At 72.5% G+C, this 17,180-nt stretch carries 16 protein-coding genes and 2 tRNA genes; 13 read left to right on the forward strand and 5 right to left on the reverse strand.

Translation table 11 applies throughout. The features are described 5' to 3' along the window. Positions 1 to 51: 51 nt before the first annotated feature. A complete protein-coding gene (locus ACO4JP_RS02395) occupies positions 52 to 1,050 on the forward strand; it encodes a hypothetical protein (RefSeq protein WP_425955802.1) in 999 nt (332 codons plus the stop codon). A gap of 1,025 nt (positions 1,051 to 2,075) precedes the next feature. Next, a complete protein-coding gene (locus ACO4JP_RS02400; protein ID WP_425955803.1) occupies positions 2,076 to 3,113 on the forward strand; it encodes a pirin family protein in 1,038 nt (345 codons plus the stop codon). A gap of 194 nt (positions 3,114 to 3,307) precedes the next feature. Here the strand turns inward: ACO4JP_RS02400 and ACO4JP_RS02405 are convergent. The 3 genes from ACO4JP_RS02405 to ACO4JP_RS02415 all read right to left on the reverse strand — a co-directional run bounded on the left by ACO4JP_RS02405 (position 3,308) and on the right by ACO4JP_RS02415 (position 5,167). Beyond that, positions 3,308 to 3,413: transfer RNA gene (locus tag ACO4JP_RS02405), tRNA-OTHER, on the reverse strand. 121 nt (positions 3,414 to 3,534) lie between these two features. Further along, positions 3,535 to 4,938, reverse strand: a complete 1,404-nt coding sequence (locus ACO4JP_RS02410) for a HipA domain-containing protein (protein WP_425955804.1) — start codon at positions 4,936 to 4,938, stop codon at positions 3,535 to 3,537. Beyond that, complete coding sequence (locus ACO4JP_RS02415; RefSeq protein ID WP_425955805.1) at positions 4,931 to 5,167, reverse strand: helix-turn-helix domain-containing protein; 237 nt, start codon at positions 5,165 to 5,167, stop codon at positions 4,931 to 4,933. Before ACO4JP_RS02415 ends, ACO4JP_RS02410 begins: the two co-directional genes overlap by 8 nt. A gap of 411 nt (positions 5,168 to 5,578) precedes the next feature. Between ACO4JP_RS02415 and ACO4JP_RS02420 the strand changes: the two genes are divergently transcribed. Genes ACO4JP_RS02420 through ACO4JP_RS02430 form a run of 3 tightly spaced genes read left to right on the forward strand, consistent with a single transcriptional unit; the run spans position 5,579 to position 6,504 of the window. Continuing rightward, a complete protein-coding gene (locus ACO4JP_RS02420) occupies positions 5,579 to 5,911 on the forward strand; it encodes a hypothetical protein (RefSeq protein ID WP_425955806.1) in 333 nt (110 codons plus the stop codon). A gap of 26 nt (positions 5,912 to 5,937) precedes the next feature. Continuing rightward, positions 5,938 to 6,084 carry a hypothetical protein gene (locus tag ACO4JP_RS02425; RefSeq protein ID WP_425955807.1) on the forward strand — a complete coding sequence of 49 codons (147 nt, stop codon included), beginning with the start codon at positions 5,938 to 5,940 and terminating at the stop codon, positions 6,082 to 6,084. 42 nt (positions 6,085 to 6,126) lie between these two features. Next, positions 6,127 to 6,504, forward strand: a complete 378-nt coding sequence (locus tag ACO4JP_RS02430; RefSeq protein ID WP_425955808.1) for a YybH family protein — start codon at positions 6,127 to 6,129, stop codon at positions 6,502 to 6,504. A 73-nt stretch (positions 6,505 to 6,577) separates the two neighbouring features. On the opposite strand, the gene ACO4JP_RS02435 is transcribed toward ACO4JP_RS02430, so the two are convergent. Beyond that, positions 6,578 to 8,368: an ABC transporter ATP-binding protein gene (locus ACO4JP_RS02435; protein ID WP_425955809.1), complete on the reverse strand. Its 1,791-nt coding sequence runs from the start codon at positions 8,366 to 8,368 to the stop codon at positions 6,578 to 6,580. A 120-nt stretch (positions 8,369 to 8,488) separates the two neighbouring features. Then, positions 8,489 to 8,562: transfer RNA gene (locus tag ACO4JP_RS02440), tRNA-Gly, on the reverse strand. Between the two features lie 112 nt (positions 8,563 to 8,674). On the opposite strand from ACO4JP_RS02440, the gene dcd reads away from it, so the two are divergent. The 8 genes from dcd (at position 8,675) to mnhG (ending at position 17,177) form a co-directional block, all read left to right on the forward strand. Beyond that, on the forward strand, positions 8,675 to 9,250 hold the full coding sequence (dcd, locus tag ACO4JP_RS02445; RefSeq protein ID WP_425955810.1) for a dCTP deaminase: 576 nt from the start codon (positions 8,675 to 8,677) through the stop codon (positions 9,248 to 9,250). A 154-nt stretch (positions 9,251 to 9,404) separates the two neighbouring features. Further along, a complete protein-coding gene (locus ACO4JP_RS02450) occupies positions 9,405 to 10,535 on the forward strand; it encodes a hypothetical protein (RefSeq protein WP_425955811.1) in 1,131 nt (376 codons plus the stop codon). A 5-nt stretch (positions 10,536 to 10,540) separates the two neighbouring features. Beyond that, on the forward strand, positions 10,541 to 13,528 hold the full coding sequence (locus tag ACO4JP_RS02455) for a Na+/H+ antiporter subunit A (protein ID WP_425955812.1): 2,988 nt from the start codon (positions 10,541 to 10,543) through the stop codon (positions 13,526 to 13,528). Next, entirely contained in the window at positions 13,525 to 14,043 is a 519-nt protein-coding gene (locus ACO4JP_RS02460) for a Na(+)/H(+) antiporter subunit C (RefSeq protein ID WP_425955813.1), read from the forward strand. The genes ACO4JP_RS02455 and ACO4JP_RS02460 overlap by 4 nt, the downstream gene beginning before the upstream one ends. Continuing rightward, positions 14,040 to 15,713 (forward strand): Na+/H+ antiporter subunit D, encoded by a 1,674-nt coding sequence (locus tag ACO4JP_RS02465; protein WP_425955814.1) that lies wholly within the window; start codon positions 14,040 to 14,042, stop codon positions 15,711 to 15,713. Before ACO4JP_RS02460 ends, ACO4JP_RS02465 begins: the two co-directional genes overlap by 4 nt. Then, positions 15,713 to 16,411 (forward strand): Na+/H+ antiporter subunit E, encoded by a 699-nt coding sequence (locus ACO4JP_RS02470; protein WP_425955815.1) that lies wholly within the window; start codon positions 15,713 to 15,715, stop codon positions 16,409 to 16,411. Before ACO4JP_RS02465 ends, ACO4JP_RS02470 begins: the two co-directional genes overlap by 1 nt. Then, positions 16,408 to 16,821: a monovalent cation/H+ antiporter complex subunit F gene (locus ACO4JP_RS02475; RefSeq protein ID WP_425955816.1), complete on the forward strand. Its 414-nt coding sequence runs from the start codon at positions 16,408 to 16,410 to the stop codon at positions 16,819 to 16,821. The genes ACO4JP_RS02470 and ACO4JP_RS02475 overlap by 4 nt, the downstream gene beginning before the upstream one ends. Further along, positions 16,818 to 17,177: a monovalent cation/H(+) antiporter subunit G gene (gene mnhG, locus ACO4JP_RS02480; protein WP_425955817.1), complete on the forward strand. Its 360-nt coding sequence runs from the start codon at positions 16,818 to 16,820 to the stop codon at positions 17,175 to 17,177. The genes ACO4JP_RS02475 and mnhG overlap by 4 nt, the downstream gene beginning before the upstream one ends. The last annotated feature ends 3 nt before the right edge of the window (positions 17,178 to 17,180 follow it).

Consider the following 17,180-nt stretch of genomic DNA (forward strand, 5'->3'; position numbering starts at 1 on the left):
GGCCTGAACGGGGGCTCCCCACGCGACCTGACGACCGATACGGTTCGCGGCATGCACCACGCCGATCCCGTCGTGCCCGCAGGGCACGCCGCGGAGCACGCCCTCGTCGTCCCCGCCGACCGCAACGGCGTGCTGCCCGAGCTGGCGGCCGCCTGGTTCGCGGGCGTCGCGTGGCTGCGCGAGCCCGCGGTGGCGCCGGCGCCCCGGGCCCGCGCGCTGTTCCGCTCCCCGGCTGCCCAGCCCGAGCAGATCCCAGGTGTGCTGCGCCTGGGCGAGCAGCACGGGCTGACCGGCCCGTTCCCTGTGGACGCGGAGCAGGCGACCGCGCTCGGCGTGCGCGCTGCCGAGGGCGGTGCGGCGGCCTGGACGGTCACGCGCATCGACGGCCTCTCGGAGGCCCGCCCGCGCCGGCCGGCGTCGTACGACGACCGCGACGGCATCAGCCGCGCGTTCGCCGCCGGGCTGCCCGAGGCCGAGGAGCTGCGGGCCGTGCAGTGGGCCGTCGGCGTGGCGCGCAAGCTTGGCGGCGCGGTGCTCGCCGACGGTCACGTGCCGATCACGCCCGACCCGGGCTCCTCCGTCGACCTCTCCCTCTACTCGGCGCACGCGCTCGACCCCGCGGACCTGCTGCACCAGGTCCGCGGGCTGGTCGCCACCGCGGAGCTCGAGTCGCGCAGCACCGCCGCGGACGGGTCGCTGCACTATGCGGTCCGGGCCCGCACGTCGTACGACGGCGAGCTGCTCGTGCGGGTGGAGCACGTGGACCGCGTGCCGCGCGCCCTGGGTGTGCTCGAGTGGCGGCTCTACGGGCCGTTCGCGTACCACGTGTCGTGGCTGCCCCAGGACCCGTACGAGCTGCAGACCGAGCACCCGTCCGGGCTGCACCTCATCGCGCGCGGGCGGATGGCCTCGATCGTGGCCCGGCTGGTCACCGTGCTCCAGGCCCGCATCGCGGGCGTGGTGGTCGACGACGGCGGGTTCGTCGCGACGCCGGAGGAGCTGGGTGCCCGGGTCGACGGGCAGAGCAACGGAGCCCAGGCCTGGGTGTGAGCCCCCGCGCTCGCGCGTGAACAACCGCACGTTGTCCACAGACACTGTCCACAGCACTGTGTGGACATGCGGGACGAGTGCACCCCACCTGGGAGAACTGCCGTCCACCGGTTGTCCACCTGGCGTTCCGCGGCCCCGGAGCCGCACCGGCCGCCGCAGGCGGGCTTCCCTCCGCGATTCTGCGCGCGGCGGGCGCCGACGTGTTCGCCCTCCGGTCGTCCGGCTCGATCGCGGCCATAAATCCGCGGAATCCTGCGGGTTTATGACACAGCGTGCGAGAAGTCACGGAGCCCGTGCGCCGCGCCGGTCCACGGCGCCCGAGGCGGTGGACGCGGCCGCCCGGCTCCGGTGAGCCCTCGCCGGCCCGATGGTGACGCCGTGTTCGCGGCGAGGCGACGATCATTCGTTCACTTTGCGTCCACATATTTCGTCCCCAGGGTTGTGGACGGTGTGGGGATTCCGCGGCATTGCCTGTGGACAAAGCTGTGGCTTGTTCAGACCCCCGCGTATCTCCCTCCGGAGCCCTTGCATGCCTGCTGTACCCGGGCTAGAAACGTGGCTATTGGTCTCGACGACGAATGACTCAAGGCCGCGACTGCAACGGGCCGAGGATCCTCGCGGAGAGGCACGGTCGACCGGAGAACGACGAGCCATCCCGTACCGCGGTGCGGGCTGTGGGTGACGACACAGGTGCTCGAGCGGGGCCGGAAGACCACCCGTGTCCGGAGGTCCGTGGAAAGCGGGCTGGGGTCCCTCGCGAGGACTGGCCCCCAGCTCGACGGGACTCCGGGGCCGTGTCGTCGACGCACGGCGCCCCTGGTCTTCGAGACCCGACCGGGGGTACGCGGTGCACCCGAGGCCCCCCGGCCGTCCCGGGGGGCCTCGGCCGTCCCCCTGTCACCCACGTGGCACGCTCGCGGCGAGCGTGCCGCCGACGCCCGCGCTCTCGTGGCCGAGACGGTGGCCGTCTCACGGCCGGCTCCCACCCCTGACGGAGAACGCTGCGTAGGCCTAAGGTCCCGATCATGAGCAACCTCGAGACCCGCCCGGACGAGCAGATCTGCACGGCCGGCGACGCCGCCGTCGGCGTCCAGCTGCTCGACGCGCGCGACGTGCCGCTGGGTGGCCAGCGTGCGATGAACGTGCGTCGCACCATCCCGCAGCGCGCGCGCTCGATGGTCGGCGCCTGGTGCTTCTGCGACCACTACGGACCCGACGACGTCTCACGGTCCGCGGGCATGCAGGTGCCGCCTCACCCGCACACCGGGCTGCAGACCGTGAGCTGGCTGTTCGAGGGCGAGATCCTGCACCGCGACTCGGTCGGGTCGCTGGAGACGGTGCGGCCCGGCGAGCTCAACCTCATGACGGCCGGCGTCGGGATCTCGCACTCGGAGGAGTCGCCCGAGGCGGGGCGGCCGCCGTTGCTGCACGGGGTGCAGCTGTGGACGGCGCTGCCCGGGTCGGCGCTCGGCGTCGACCCGCACTTCGAGCACCACGCGGAGCTGCCGGTCGCGGAGCTCGACGGCGGGCGCGTGCGGGTCTTCATGGGCTCGCTCGCGGTGGGCGGGCAGGCGCTGGTCTCGCCCGCCCGGACCTACACGCCCCTGGTGGGCGCCCAGGTGGACCTGCTGCCGGGCGGGCGCGTGGAGCTCGACGTCGACCCCGGGTTCGAGCACGCGGTGCTCGTCGACGCCGGCGAGGTCACCTTCCAGGGCGCCGAGGTGCCGAAGGACCAGCTCGCCTACGTGGCGCCCGGGCTCGAGCGGCTGGTGATCGAGGCCGGGACGTCCACGCCCGCCCGCGTGGTGCTCATCGGCGGAGCCCCTTTCGAGGAGGACATCGTCATGTGGTGGAACTTCGTGGGGCGCAGCCACGAGGACGTCGTGCGGGCGCGCGACGAGTGGATGGCTCAGGTGGCCGACGCCCCGGATGGCGTCGGTACGCAGTACGCGGAGGGTGCGGAGACCCGCCGCTACGGCCGGGTCGTCGGTTATGCGGAGGGCCCGCTGCGTGCCCCGGTGCTCCCGGACGTGCGTCTGCGCCCGCGCACACGGCCGGTCTGAGGCCGGATTGCGTGCCGTGGGGCCGCGAGTGACCGTGGTCCCGTGAATCGCGAAGACGTGATGGCCTGGGTCGCCCGCTACGAGCAGGCGTGGCGAGAGAACGACGTCGCGGCAGTACGGACGCTTTTCACGGAGGACGCCCGATATGCCCGCTCGCCCTACGACGACGCCCTGAGGCTCCCGGCGAGGAAGGGAGCGGGTGACGGGAATCGAACCCGCGCGACATCGGGTCGGTGAACACCTGCCATCGGCAGGCGCCGGTCACCGACGACATTGGTCATCCACCCGGCGAACACCCGCGTGCCCACATCTCGGCAGGGAAGCGGTAGCCCTCCGACAGATAATCGGCAACCCGGCCGGGGTGGCGGCGCCCATGGTCGGGCCAATCGGCGACGCGGCGAGGCGGTGGCTGTGCCGGGCTTCAGTCGGAGAGCTCCGAGTCCTGCTCGTCGTCACGCCTTGGCGCGAAGGACCCAGCGGTGCCCGCCGGTGTCGTTTTGGCGCGCCGGCCGGTCGCGCTGGCGTTCGATGTGCTGCGGGGGCGAGGGTTCGACGCCGCTCGCGCTACTCGCGCGGCGTGCTCGCCCAAGGCCGGGACCAGCCGGTCGCGCAGCGCGGTCGCTGACCCGTCCCAGTCGTCGACATCGTCGAGCGCCGCGACGACGTGGTCGGTCACGCTGTCGGCGATGTATGTGACGCGGTCGAGCACCCTGCCCTCATCCACACGCAGCGACCCGGCAAGGCGCTTGAACGCCTCGGCGTCGATGCGGTCGAGCACGAACTGCCCGCCGACGCTCATGGACAACTTGCGCTCGACGTCGGTCCGGGTGCCGTACCCGAGCCCAGTGGCGACGTCATACAGAGGAGCCAGGTGCACGGACTCCCCGTCGAGCCGCACGGAGTAGTTGCGGGCGTGCGCGTCGGGAGCACCGATGACGGTGTTGTAGATGAGGTCGTCGACGAACACCGCGACGTCCCTTTCGCCGGAGGCGGCGGTCGGGGCGAAGTCGCGCAGCGCGGTGGCTACGTCGAGCGCGGACGGACCGCCGAACTCCTCGTACTTCTGCCACCGGCCGAGCACCTGGCACATGTCCTCTTGGTGCAGCCGCGCCACCGAGTCCCCCCGGATCAGCCGGTCGAACCGCTCGATGACGACGGCGTCCTGAGACTTGAACGACTCATAGGTCGTGGCCGCCGCCGGCAGGCCAAGTGCGCGGGCGGCCGTCATCGAGACGTGCTCGGCCAGCGCCTGCGCCTTCAGCTTGCGAATGCCCGGCTTGACGATGTGGGTGGTCGGCTCGCTGCCGGTCGTCGTGAACCACCGGTCGCCCTGTCGGCGCAGGGCGAACTTTTGTTGCGTGCCGCCGAGCGACCAGTGCTCGGCGGCCATCGTCCAGGACGCCTCCTCGTTGGTGTCCATCTCGTCGAGGCGCGCCTCGATGTCCGAGTCCGAGATCGCGACGAGCTGCCCGGTCCGGGCCCTCGTTGCCTCGATCTGGTCGGGTAGGCAGAACTGGACGGCACCAGCGCAGTCCTTGCCGATGGCCGACAGCAAGGCGATGGGGTCGCGGGCGTCTACCCCGTGCGTGTCAGCGGCGGCGCGCAGCGCGGCGTCGTTGTCGGGCAGCAGAGCGCGCAGCCAATACTCGACCGCGTTCCCGCTGTGGGTGCCGACCTCTTTGGGCAGCGACAGGGACAGGGGCGTGGTGCCGGGCTGGCCACCGGTTGCGGTGAACGTCAGACGCACCACCCCAGCGCGGGTGCGTTCGACGTCGGCGACGTGAGCGCCGGAGAGCAGGACCGCCAGGCGGCGCACGTCAGCCACGTTCGCCCTCCAGGTCGTCGCGCACCAGGAGGCTCGCGTTGAGCGCGTCGAGCAAACGCATGAGCAGACCGATCTCCAGGCCGGAGGTCTTGCCCGCTTCGAGCGCGATGACCCATTGCCGGGAGACGCCCGCCGCTGCGGCGGCCTCTGCCTGGGTCATGCCACGAGCGCGGCGCAGACCCTTGACCGCGGCGCCGAGCCTTGGCAGCGATCGTGCGTTGTAGTGCATGTTGTCAGCATACGTTGACGCTGCAGAAGAGTCGACGCATGCTGACATTGCAGGGATGTCTGTGTTCGTTGACATGTCGACGAGGTCAGCGTACGGCGACACTCCGAGAGGCCAACCGGCCCACATCCAGCCTGCCTGCCGTGTCAGGCCAGCCCCCGCCCACCGTTCATCGGAAGCCCCTCCGGCCGCCGAGCGCCCGCGGTGCTTCGTCGGTTGGGTGAGCGCCAGCCTCAGACCGGCAATCTGGGAGGTTCATGCAGATTGGTTCGCTGTGGCACTTGTGTCGGATTGTGCCTGACCTCTACGTTGACGCCTGCCGGAGGCGGGGCCGTCCTCGTCGTCGTCACTGCTCGACGCTGCCAGTGGGGGGCTGGCCACGGGGTTGGGCCGGAGAATGGAAGACTCGCTCCCGTGAACAAGCACGGCGCGGCTACTGCAGTTCTGACAGTTGCTCTGCTCGGGCTCACCGCCTGCAACACGCCCAGCCTCGATGTCACGGTCACGAACCGCAGCACTCAGACCATTCGAATCGGCGGCAACTGTGTGGCCGATGACCCGCACACCCTCGAACCAGGCGATAGCGACTCCGCGTACTACCTCGGGGCGCAATGCCGGATCGACAACGGAGACGGGCTCGACGGAATGCTCGGTTGCGTCACCCTGGCGACTGCACACACCGACCTCACCGACGCCGACCTGCGGGATCCACCCGGCCCAGACGACTGCTGGGGAAGCGGCACCTAGCACACCTGGCGTCGGCGCGGACGTACTTGCGCCACGAGAGCGTCCATGGCACGCAGTACGCGGAGGGTGCGGAGACCCGCCGCTACGGCCGGGTCGTCGGTTACGCGGAGGGCCCGCTGCGCGCCCCGGTGCTTCCGGACGTGCGCCTGCGCCCGCGCACACGGCCGGCCTGAGGCCGGATTGCGTGTGGTGGGGCCGCGAGTGACCGTGGTCCCGTGAATCGCGAAGACGTGATGGCCTGGGTCGCCAGGTACGAGCAGGCGTGGCGAGAGAACGACGTCGCGGCAGTACGGACGCTGTTCACGAAGGACGCCCGATATGCCCGCTCGCCCTACGACGACGCCCTGTCGGGGCATGCGGAGATCGAGGACTTTTGGCCGGAGGACACCGAGTTCACGGTGAGCTCGGAGCCCGTCGCGGTGGAGGGCGACATCGCCGTCGTCCGCCTGGAGGTGCACTACCTCGGGCCGCACCCGCACGAGTACCGGGACCTGTGGCTGCTGCGCTTCGCCGAGGACGGCCGCGTCGCCGACTTCGAGGAGTGGGCGCACTGGCCGGGGCTGCACTACACGGCACCCCAGACGCCGGCCTGAGAGAGGGCGACCCGGGCCGAGCGCCGCAGCACGCGCGAGCACGGCTCACGCGCCGTCCACGCGCGAGCACGGCTCACGCGCCGTCGTTGATCCGCAGGTTGCTCATCAGCTCCTGGTAGAGGGCGTCGGTCGCGAGCAGCTCGGCGTGCGTGCCCACGGCGCGGACGCTGCCCTGGTCCATGACGACGACGGTGTCGGCGGTCCTCACGGTCTCCTCGCGGTGGGCGATGGTGACGACCGCACGCTGGGTCGCGGTGGCGTCGATCGCCTCGTGGATCGCCTCCTCGGTGCTGCCGTTGATCTGTGAGGTGGGCTCGTCGAGCAGCAGCACGTCGGGGTCGCGGAGCAGGGCGCGGGCGATGGCGAGGCGCTGGCGCCCGCCACCGGTCATCGTCGCGGCGACGAGCTCCGTGTCCAGGCCGTCAGGCAGCTGGGCGATGTCACCGTCGAGGTGCACCGCGCGCAACGCCTCGAACACCTCCGCGTCGGTGGCGCCCGGCCTGGCGACGACGAGGTTGTCGCGGATGGTGCCGGGCAGCACCGTGGGCTCCTGCTCGACGTAGGCGAACCGCCCGCGCACCTGCGCGTACGGCAGGTCCTCGTACGGGACTCCGTTGAGCAGGATGTGCCCCTGGCGCGGGGACAGGAAGCGGAGCATGAGCGACATCATCGACGTCTTGCCCGCGCCCGAGGGGCCGACGATGGCGACGTGCCCGGTCCGCGGGATGCGCAGGTCGAGGTGGGCGACGACGTCCCCGTCGCGCGGGTTGTAGGAGGCGGTGACGTCCCGGAACTCGATGATCGGCGTGTCACCGGTGATCGCCCCCGTGCGCGACGGCGGTACGGCCGCCGTCGCGGCCGGCCTGGCGACGTCGTCCTCCTCGAGCTCGATCTCCTGTGCCTCGGCGATGCGCTTGGACGCGGCGATGCCGGTGGTGATGGTCATGAGGCCGTCGGAGACCTCCATGAGCGGGCCGATGAAGTTCATGGCGTACATGACGAACGCGACCAGTGCCGCGATGGTCAGGTGCCCCTCGGTGACACGCCAGGCGCCGAAACCGAGGGCGAAAACCGTGACCAGGGACATCCCGCCGATGCCGGCGACGATGGTCGTCGTCTCGGTCAGCACCGCTGAGATCCCGTGTCGGCGGGCCTTGCGCGCGTGCTCGAGCACGGCCTCGGAGCGCAGCCCTTCGGCGCCGAGCACCTTGATGGCGCGCAGCGAGCGGATCGACTGGTCGAGATCGCCGCCCATCGCGCCGACGGCCTCCTGTGCGCTGGCCCGCTCGCGACCGACCTTGGGCTGGAACAGCGCCATGATGACGACGATGAGCGCGACGGCACCCAACGTGATCCCGAGCATGGGGCCGTCGATGACGCCCATGAAGATGATGCTGCCGACCACACCGGTGATGGCGGTGACGAAGGCGACGAACCCGGAGCTCACGGCGAACTGGAGAAGCGGTGCGTCGGCCGTCGCGCGCGAGACGAGGTCGCCTGCGGAGCGGGAGAGGACGTCGCTCACCCGGCCCTTGAGGAGCCGGGCCACCAGGGCGGAGCGGACGTCATAGACCACGACCTCGCCGGCCCGGCCGAGGATGGCGAACTGCGCGAACATTGCGACGATGCTGATGACCGTGACGACGGCGAACATGACGATGTAGCCCGTGATCGAGCTGCCCACGGTCAGCGCTTCGATGACGTACTCGATGATGCGCGGCGTCCACAGGTTCGCGACCGTCGTGACGATGCCCATCATCCCGCCGAGGGCGATCGTCGCGCGGTAGGGACGCAGGAACGACAGCAGGATCCGGAAGTCGCGCTCGGTAGACGACGCCGTCTCGATCGGCGCGAGGGTGGTCATATTCCGAAACGGTAGATGCGAGCCCCGTTCGCGGCGCGGCGTGGACGGCCAAGCCTGGCCTGGGAAACGTAAATTCCCCTGACCCGCGGCTATATCACGAGGTCAGGGGCACTTGCTCCGTGGAGCGGGTGACGGGAATCGAACCCGCGCTATCAGCTTGGGAAGCTGAAGTTCTGCCATTGAACTACACCCGCGAACAGCACCCCCGGCGTCGCCGCCGACGGAGTGCGCGCCCCGATCATACCCAACGGAGCCCGGTCGTCGAACCGGCCCGCGCCGCGCAGCCTCCCCGGATACCGTGGCTCCGTGCTCCTCTCCGACCGTGACATCAGGGCCGAGCTTGACGCCGGGCGGGTCGTGCTCGACCCGTACGACCCCGCCATGCTCCAGCCGTCCAGCATCGACGTGCGTCTCGACCGGTACTTCCGGCTCTTCGACAACCACAAGTACCCGTTCATCGACCCGTCGCAGGAGCAGCCCGAGCTGACCCGCCTGGTCGAGGTCAAGGACGACGAGCCGCTGGTGCTGCACCCCGGTGAGTTCGTGCTGGGGTCCACCTACGAGTCGGTCAGCCTGCCCGACGACATCGCGGCCCGCCTCGAGGGCAAGTCCAGCCTGGGCCGCCTAGGCCTGCTGACGCACAGCACGGCGGGCTTCATCGACCCGGGCTTCAGCGGGCACGTCACGCTCGAGCTGAGCAACGTCGCGACCCTGCCGATCATGCTCTGGCCGGGCATGAAGATCGGCCAGACCTGCTTCTTCCGCCTGTCGAGCCCCGCGGAGAACCCCTACGGCTCCCAGAAGTACGGCTCGCGCTACCAGGGTCAACGCGGCCCGACGGCGAGCCGCTCGTGGCAGAGCTTCCACCGGAGCGCGGTGTGACGACGGGGGTGGGACGAGGGTGAGCACCGAACCCCCCGTGGGACCGGAGGGAACGACTGCGGCCGGTGCCGCCGGTCACCGCTACGCTCGGTCGCGCCACGAGGGTGCGCGGCGGCGTCGTGCTCCCTTGCCCTCCCGGAAGGAGCTCCGCCGCATGGGCCAGACCGCGACGCACCCCCCGTTGCCCCGCTCCTCGACCCGGGGCCACGAAGCCCGGCACCTCTTGGCGCTGCCGGCGGACGTGGTCGTCGACGAGGTGGAGGTGCTCGCGCTGTCGCGGTTCACGGCGACGCGCTGGGAGGTGGTGCCGCGCGACCTGCCCGGCGCCGACGTGCCCCTGGGGCGCATGGCGGGCCCCGACGAGCCCGGCGTGCTGCGCCTGTCCCGCCACTCGACGCTCTCCGGTCCGTACGCGCCGACCGGGCAGGGGTTCGACCCCGGGCTTCCGGCCGGTACCGCGATCGTGTTCGACGTCGTGTGCCCGCGCGAGCGGTGGAGCGACGCGCCTCCCCCCGAGGGCGGCGACAAGGACGGCATCGCGCGGTCGTTCCCCGCGGGGCTGCCCAACCGCGAGGAGGACCGCGTCATCACCTGGCTCGTCGCGGTGGCGCGCCGCCTGGGCGCGTCGGTGCGCTTCGACGTCGGCGGCATGTGGGACGCGACGCCGGCCGCCGCCGGCGGCCCGGCAGCGCCGGTGGGTGCCGGCGTCGTGCTCACCCCGGATCCCGGGGCGGCCGTGGACCTCACGCTCTACTCGGACGTGTGGCTGGACCCGCAGGCCTGCCACCGGGTGATCCAGGGCGTGCACCCGCGCGCCGTGCTCGCCACGGAGGGCGCCCCGTACCAGGGCCCGCCGAAGGGCATCGCCGAGATGCCCCTGTACCCGGGAGAGAAGCTCGACCCGCAGCTGCGCCGCGAGCTGCACGCCAGGGCCGACGACTTCGACATCGCCGCCCTGCAGGAGCCGCAGATCCTCGACGGGTTCGGCGTCGTCATCGACCTGGGGCACGACGGCTGGCTCACCGTCGAGGTCGCGGGCGAGGACTTCGTGCCGCAGCTGCTGCGCGAGCTGCCGTGGGTGCGCGGCGGGTGCGTCGCCTACCGCGTGCACTGGGACCCGCCGGACCTCCCCGAGGCCAACCGGGAGTTCCCGCAGCACAGCCACCTCGTCGCGCGCAAGCGCTCGGCCGAGCTCGTGGCTCGCGTGGCCCGCGCGCTGTGGGACGCGGCGGGCGGCGAGCTCGGCGACGAGTCGGACTTCCTGGTCGACCCCGACGACCTGTAGGCCCTGTGCTCCCAGTCGTCGTCACCCACCTCCTCCTGGCCCTTGCCGCGCCCGCTCTCGTCGGGAGGCTCGGGCGCAAGGCGTTCTGGGTGCTGGCGGCCGGGCCGGCCGCGGCGGCGGCGTACGCGCTCTCGCAGACGAGGGCCGTGCTCGACGGGCGCGGGCCGGCCGAGCGCGTGGAGTGGGTGCCGGGGCTGGGCCTGGCGCTCGACTTCCGGCTCGACACCCTGTCGTGGCTGATGCTGCTCATCGTCGGCGCGGTGGGGGCGCTCGTGCTGCTGTACTGCAGCGCCTACTTCGCGCGCGGGGCCGTGGGGATGAGCCGGTTCGCGGCCGTCCTGGTCGCGTTCGCCGGCGCCATGGCGGGCCTGGTCACCGCCGACGACCTGCTGCTGCTGTTCGTCTTCTGGGAGCTGACCACCGTCTTCTCCTACCTGCTCATCGGCCACCACGCCGACCGCAAGCCGTCGCGCCGCGCGGCCATGCAGGCCATCGTCGTCACGACGGCGGGCGGGCTCACGATGCTGGTCGGGATCGTGGTGCTCGGGGTCGCGGCCGGGACGTGGCGGGTGTCCGAGGTGATCGCCGACCCGCCGGGCGGGACCGCCGCCGTCGTCGCGGCGGTGTGCCTGCTCGCCGGGGCGGCGACGAAGTCGGCGCAGGTGCCCACGCACTTCTGGCTCCCGGCCGCGATGGCCGCTCCCACGCCGGTGTCCGCCTACCTGCACGCGGCCGCCATGGTGAAGGCGGGCATCTACCTGGTGGCGCGGTTCGCCCCCGCCTTCGCGGTGCTCCCCGGCTGGCGGTGGATCGTGCTGGTGCTCGGCTCGGCGTCGATGCTGCTCGGTGGCTACCGCGCGCTGCGGCAGCACGACCTCAAGCTCGTGCTCGCGTTCGGCACCATCTCCCAGCTCGGGCTGCTGGTGCTGCTGCTCGGCTACGGCACGCGCGCGGCCGCGCTCGCGGGGCTCGCGCTGCTGGGCGCGCACGCGATGTTCAAGGCGTCGCTGTTCCTCGTGGTCGGCGTCGTGGACGCCGCGACCGGCACGCGTGACCTGCGCCGGCTGACCGGGCTCGCCCGGCAGCTGCCGCTGACGGCCGTGACCGGCCTGCTCGCGACGGCGTCGATGATCGGGCTGCCACCCTTCGCCGGCTACGTGGCGAAGGAGGCGGCGCTCGAGGCGTGGGCCCACGACGCCGACCCGCTGGGGCGCGTGCTGACCGTCGTCGTCGCGGCGGGGTCCCTGCTCACGGTGGCGTACGGGCTGCGGTTCGCGTGGGGGGCGTTCGGGTGGCGAGCCGCATCACCGGCGGCCGAGCCTGTCGAGACCACGTCCGCGACCGGTGGAGTGGTTTCGACAGGCTCGACCACCGTGGTGAAGCGTCCGCCCTTCCTGCTCGTGGCGCCCCCGTTCGTGCTCTCAGTCCTCGGGCTCGCCGTCGCGCTGCTGCCGAGCGTCGGCGACCACCTGCTCGCCCCGTACGCGAACACCTACCCCGTGGGCGAGGTCGGGCACCTGACGCTCTGGGCGGGCTTCACGCCGACGCTCGCCGTCACGGTCGTGGTGCTCACGCTGGGCGCCGCCGCATTCTGGCAGCGCGCGCGCATCGAGCGCCTCCAGGACCGCCTGCGGTCCCCGCTCGGCGCCGACCTCGTCTACCGCCGCGCCATGCGCCGGCTCGACGACGCCGCCGCCGACGTCACGGGCGCCACGCAGCGCGGCTCCTTGCCGTTCTACCTCGGCACGATCTTCCTGGTGCTCATCGTCGGACCGGGTCTCGCGCTCGCCTGGGGGCTGCGCGGGACCGTGCTCCCGGGCACCGAGGCAGCCGCCGGCCGCACCGGCACGTTCCAGATCGGTCCGCTGACGCTCGTGCCGTTCGACCGGCCGGCGCAGCTCGCCGCCGTCGGGGTCATCGCGGCGGCCGCGGTGCTGGCCGCGCGCGCCCGGCGCCGGCTCAAGGCCATGTTCCTCGTCGGCGTGGCCGGGTACGGCAACGCCGTGATCTTCCTGCTGCACGGCGCGCCCGACCTCGCGCTCACCCAGGTGCTCACCGAGACCGTGACCCTCGTCGTGATGGTGCTCGTGCTGCGCCGCCTGCCCCCGTACTTCTCCGACCGGCCGCTCGCCGCCGGCCGCTGGGTGCGGCTCGCGATCGGCATCGGCGTCGGCGTCGTGATGATGCTGCTGGTCACCGTGGCACCCCTGGCCCGCACGCACCCGCCGATCTCCGTCGACTTCCCGCACGAGGTGGTCACCTGGGGCGGCGGCCGCAACATCGTCAACGTGACCCTCGTCGACGTGCGCGCGTGGGACACCGTCGGCGAGATCTCCGTGCTCCTCGTCGCCGCGACGGGCGTGGCCTCGCTCGTGTTCCTGCGCCAGCGCTCCGGCCGCGTGCCGCGGGTGCGGGACGAGGCCGCGGCGCACCGCCCGCGCCCGGCACCGCCGTCTGACGCCGCCGGGTGGCGGCAGCTGTCGACATGGATCGTGGCGGGGCCGACGCTCGCTCCCGAGCGCCGCTCCATGATGTTCGAGGTGGTCACGCGCGTGGTTTTCCACGCGATGATCGTCTTCGCGCTGTTCCTGCTGTTCCGCGGGCACAACGCCCCCGGCGGCGGGTTCGCGGCCGGGCTCGTGGTGGGTCTGGCGCTTGCGGTGCGCTACCTGGCCGGCGGGCGGTACGAGCTGGGCGAGGCGGCCCCCGTGCACCCCGGCCTGGTGCTCGGCACCGGCCTGTTCCTGTCCGCGGGCGTCGGGCTGGTGTCGCTGCTGGCGGGGCAGCACGCGCTCGAGAGCTTCCTGGTGGACCTGCACCTGCCGGTGTTCGGCACCGTGCACCTGGTGACGTCGCTGTTCTTCGACCTCGGGGTGTTCCTCGTGGTCATCGGGCTGGTGCTCGACATCCTGCGGTCGCTGGGGGCCGAGATCGACCACCAGCGTGAGCTCGAGGGGCGCCTCGAGACCGCCGGGGCGGGGAGGCAGCGGTGATCGTCCTCGACAACGTGCCCTCCGCCGCACTGGTGCTGGCCGTCGGCGTGCTGTTCGCGGCCGGCGTCTACCTGCTGCTCGAGCGCACGCTCACGCGCGTGCTGCTCGGGTTCGTCCTCGTGGGCAACGGGGCCAACCTCGCGCTGCTCGTCGCGGGCGGGCGCGCCGGCGCCGCGCCCATCGTCGGCAACGCCGGCCCCGCCGTCCGCCTGAGCGACCCGCTCGCCCAGGCCATGGTCCTGACGTCGATCGTCATCACGCTCGCGCTCACGGCGTTCGTGCTGGCCATGGCCTACCGCTCGTGGCAGCTCAACGGTCACGACGAGGTCCAGGACGACGTCGAGGACCGCCGCATCGCCCTCCTCGCGGCCCGCAACGAGGCCGCGTACGCGGACCTCGACGCCACCGAGACCGGCGAGACGCTCGACGAGGAGGCGGCCGAGGTCCACGACGACATCGAGCAGAGCCTCGGCACTGTGGCCGTGGTCGACGCCCGGGGCGGGGAGGAGCGATGACCTGGTCCGCCGCCACCCTCCTGCCGCTCCCGGTGCTCGTGCCGCTCTTCTCCGCGGGCCTCACGCTCGCCCTGCACCGCTACCCGCGCGCCCAGCGGACCATCTCGGTCGTGGCGCTCAGCGTCGTCGTCGCCACCGCAGGCGTGCTGGTGGCGCTCGCCGAGGGTGGCCCGGTCGTCACCGTGATCGGCGACTGGTCGGTGCCCGTGGGTATCAACCTCGTGGCCGACCGGCTGTCCGCGCTGATGCTGCTGGTCAGCGGCATCGTGCTGCTGTGCGTGCTCCTGTACTCCATGGCGCAGGGCGTCGCGGACGGGAGCGACGACGTCGGCATGGTGGGCCACGGCGTGACCGGGACCGAGGCAGGCGACGCCGAGGAGGCCGAGCGGCGCGACGTCCTGCCGATCGCGATCTACCACCCCACGTTCCTGGTGCTCGCTGCGGGCGTGGCCGACGCGTTCCTTGCCGGCGACCTGTTCAACCTCTACGTCGGGTTCGAGGTGCTGCTCGCGGCGTCGTACGTGCTGCTCACCCTCGGCGGCACCGGCGAGCGGATCCGCGCCGGCAGCGTGTACGTCGTCGTCGCGCTGGTCAGCTCGGTCGTGTTCCTCATGGCCGTGGGTCTCACCTACTCCGCGACCGGCACGGTCAACCTGGCGCAGCTCGCCGAGCGCCTGCCCGACGTCGACCCTGCGGTGCGCCTCGCGATCCAGCTCCTGCTGCTTCTCGGCTTCGGGATCAAGGCGGCGATCTTCCCGCTCTCGGCGTGGCTGCCCGACTCCTACCCGACGGCGCCCGCGCCCGTCACGGCGGTGTTCGCCGGGTTGCTCACCAAGGTGGGCGTGTACTCGATCATCCGCACGCAGACGCTGCTGTTCCCCGCCGGGGGAGCGGGCGCCGAGCAGGTGGACAAGGTGCTCATGGTGCTCGCGCTGCTGACCATGCTCGTGGGCATCCTGGGCGCCGTCGCGCAGGACGACGTCAAACGACTCCTGTCCTTCACCCTGGTCAGCCACATCGGGTTCATGATCTTCGGCGTCTCGCTCGCCGGATCGGCGTCGACGGCGGCGGCGATCTTCTACGTGGTGCACCACATCACCGTGCAGACGGCGCTGTTCCTGGTGGTGGGGCTCGTGGAGCGGCGAGGCGGCACGACGTCGCTCGACCGGCTGGGCGGCCTAGCGCGCGTGGCGCCCGGGCTCGCGGTGCTGTTCTTCGTGCCCGCGATGAACCTGGCGGGGATCCCGCCGCTGTCCGGGTTCCTGGGCAAGGTAGGGCTGCTCGAGGCGGGCGTGCGCAACGGGTCGGCGCTCGCGTGGGTGCTGGTCGTCGGGTCGGTACTGACGTCGCTGCTCACCCTGTACGCGCTGGTCAAGGCCTGGAACAAGGCGTTCTGGCAGTCGGCGCCGGAGGGCATCGCCTCCGGGACGGTCGGCGAGGCACGGCTCCCGCGGGGCATGGTGGCGCCGACGGCGGCGCTCGTCGGGTTCAGCCTGGCGCTCACGGTGCTGGCCGGGCCCGTCTACGGGTACGCGCAGCGGGCGGCGGACGCCCTGACGGACGGGCGCTCGTACGTCGAGGCGGTGTTCCCCGGCGGCGGGGAGCGCGGCATAGGCGGCTCCGCCGTCGAGAGCCCGGAGACCAAGCGTGCCGTCGAGGTGGGGCACTGATGGCCGGCGCTGCCCCCGCCCTGCAGGTGCGGCGGCGCCGGTGGCGCCGCGTCGCGGCCCAGTGGCCGACGATCCTGCTGCTCGGCGTCCTGTGGATGCTCCTGTGGGGCACGATCGCCTGGGGGACGTTCGTGTCAGGCGCGCTGCTGGGCGTCGTGGTCGTGACGGTGCTGCCGCTGCCGCCCGTGGGGGTGCGCGGGGCGTTCCGCCCGTGGCCGGTGACCGTGCTGGTGGCTCGCTTCGGGGCGGACCTCGTCGTGGCGTCGTTCCAGGTCGCCTGGACCGCGCTGCGGCCGGGGCCGCAGCCACGTGGCGGCGTGGTGGCGGTGCCGCTGCGCCCGGCGCCGGACGTGCTCTTCACGATGACCGCGGAGCTGTCGTCGCTGGTGCCCGGCTCGCTGGTGGTCGAGGTCGACGACGAGGCGGCGGTGCTGTATGTGCACGTCCTGGACCTGGCGGGCTCCGGCGGCCCGGACGCGGTCCGCGCCCAGACCCTCCGCCTGGAGGAGCGCGTGCTGCGCGCGTTCGCCTCGCGTGCGGACCTGACCCGAGCGGGGCTCCCGGCGTCGCGCACGGCGACGGCGATGCCGCCCGAGCTGGCGCGGGCGCGAACGGAGAGGGCGCAAGCCCCCGGTGTCGGCGAGATAGAGCACCGGGGCGGCGACGGAAAGCACCCCCGTGCGGAGGACCGGCCATGATCGTCGTCGCGGTGGTCGCGACGGCGATGATCGTCGTCGCCGCGGTGCTTGCACTCGTGCGGCTCGAGCGGGGGCCCTCGATGCTCGACCGCACCATCGCGTTCGACGTCCTGACCGCGACGATCGTCGGGGCCGTCGCCGTCGAGGCCGCATGGTCCCGGCGCACCGAGTCGATCCCGATCCTCGTGGTGCTCTCGCTCGTGGGCTTCATTGGGTCCGTGACGATCGCGCGCTTCGCCGCCGTCGAGCCCGAGGGCGAGGGCCGCATCCGCACCGCCGAGGAGATCGCCGCCGAAGAGGCGGCCCGGCGGGTCGCGCTGGACGCCCCGCGAGACGCCGGACGCGGCGCCGAGGCCGACGCCGCGCCGCCGTCGTCCTCCGACGAGCAGGACGAGGAGGGGTCTCGATGACCCAGGTGGAGCCCGGGTTCTGGACGGCGCTGGCCGACGTCGCCGCGGCGGTCTGCCTGCTGCTCGGCGCGTTCCTGACGTTCTCGGCCGGCGTCGGCGTGCTGCGGTTCACGAACCTCCTGGCGCGCATGCACGCGGTCACGAAGCCGCAGGTCCTGGGCCTGATCCTGCTGGTGGTGGGTGCCGCGCTCCGGCTGCGCAGCTGGACGGCGGTCACGCTGCTCGCGCTCGTCGTGGTGTTCCAGCTCCTCACGAGCCCGGTCGCGGCGCACATGGTGGGGCGCGCCGGGTTCCGCACGGGGAAGGTGCGCCCGGAGGACCTGGACGCCGACGACCTGAGCGGCTCGGAGCGATAGCGC

Origin of the sequence: Xylanimonas sp. McL0601 (assembly GCF_049852175.1) — a bacterium.
Taxonomy (GTDB): domain Bacteria; phylum Actinomycetota; class Actinomycetes; order Actinomycetales; family Cellulomonadaceae; genus Xylanimonas.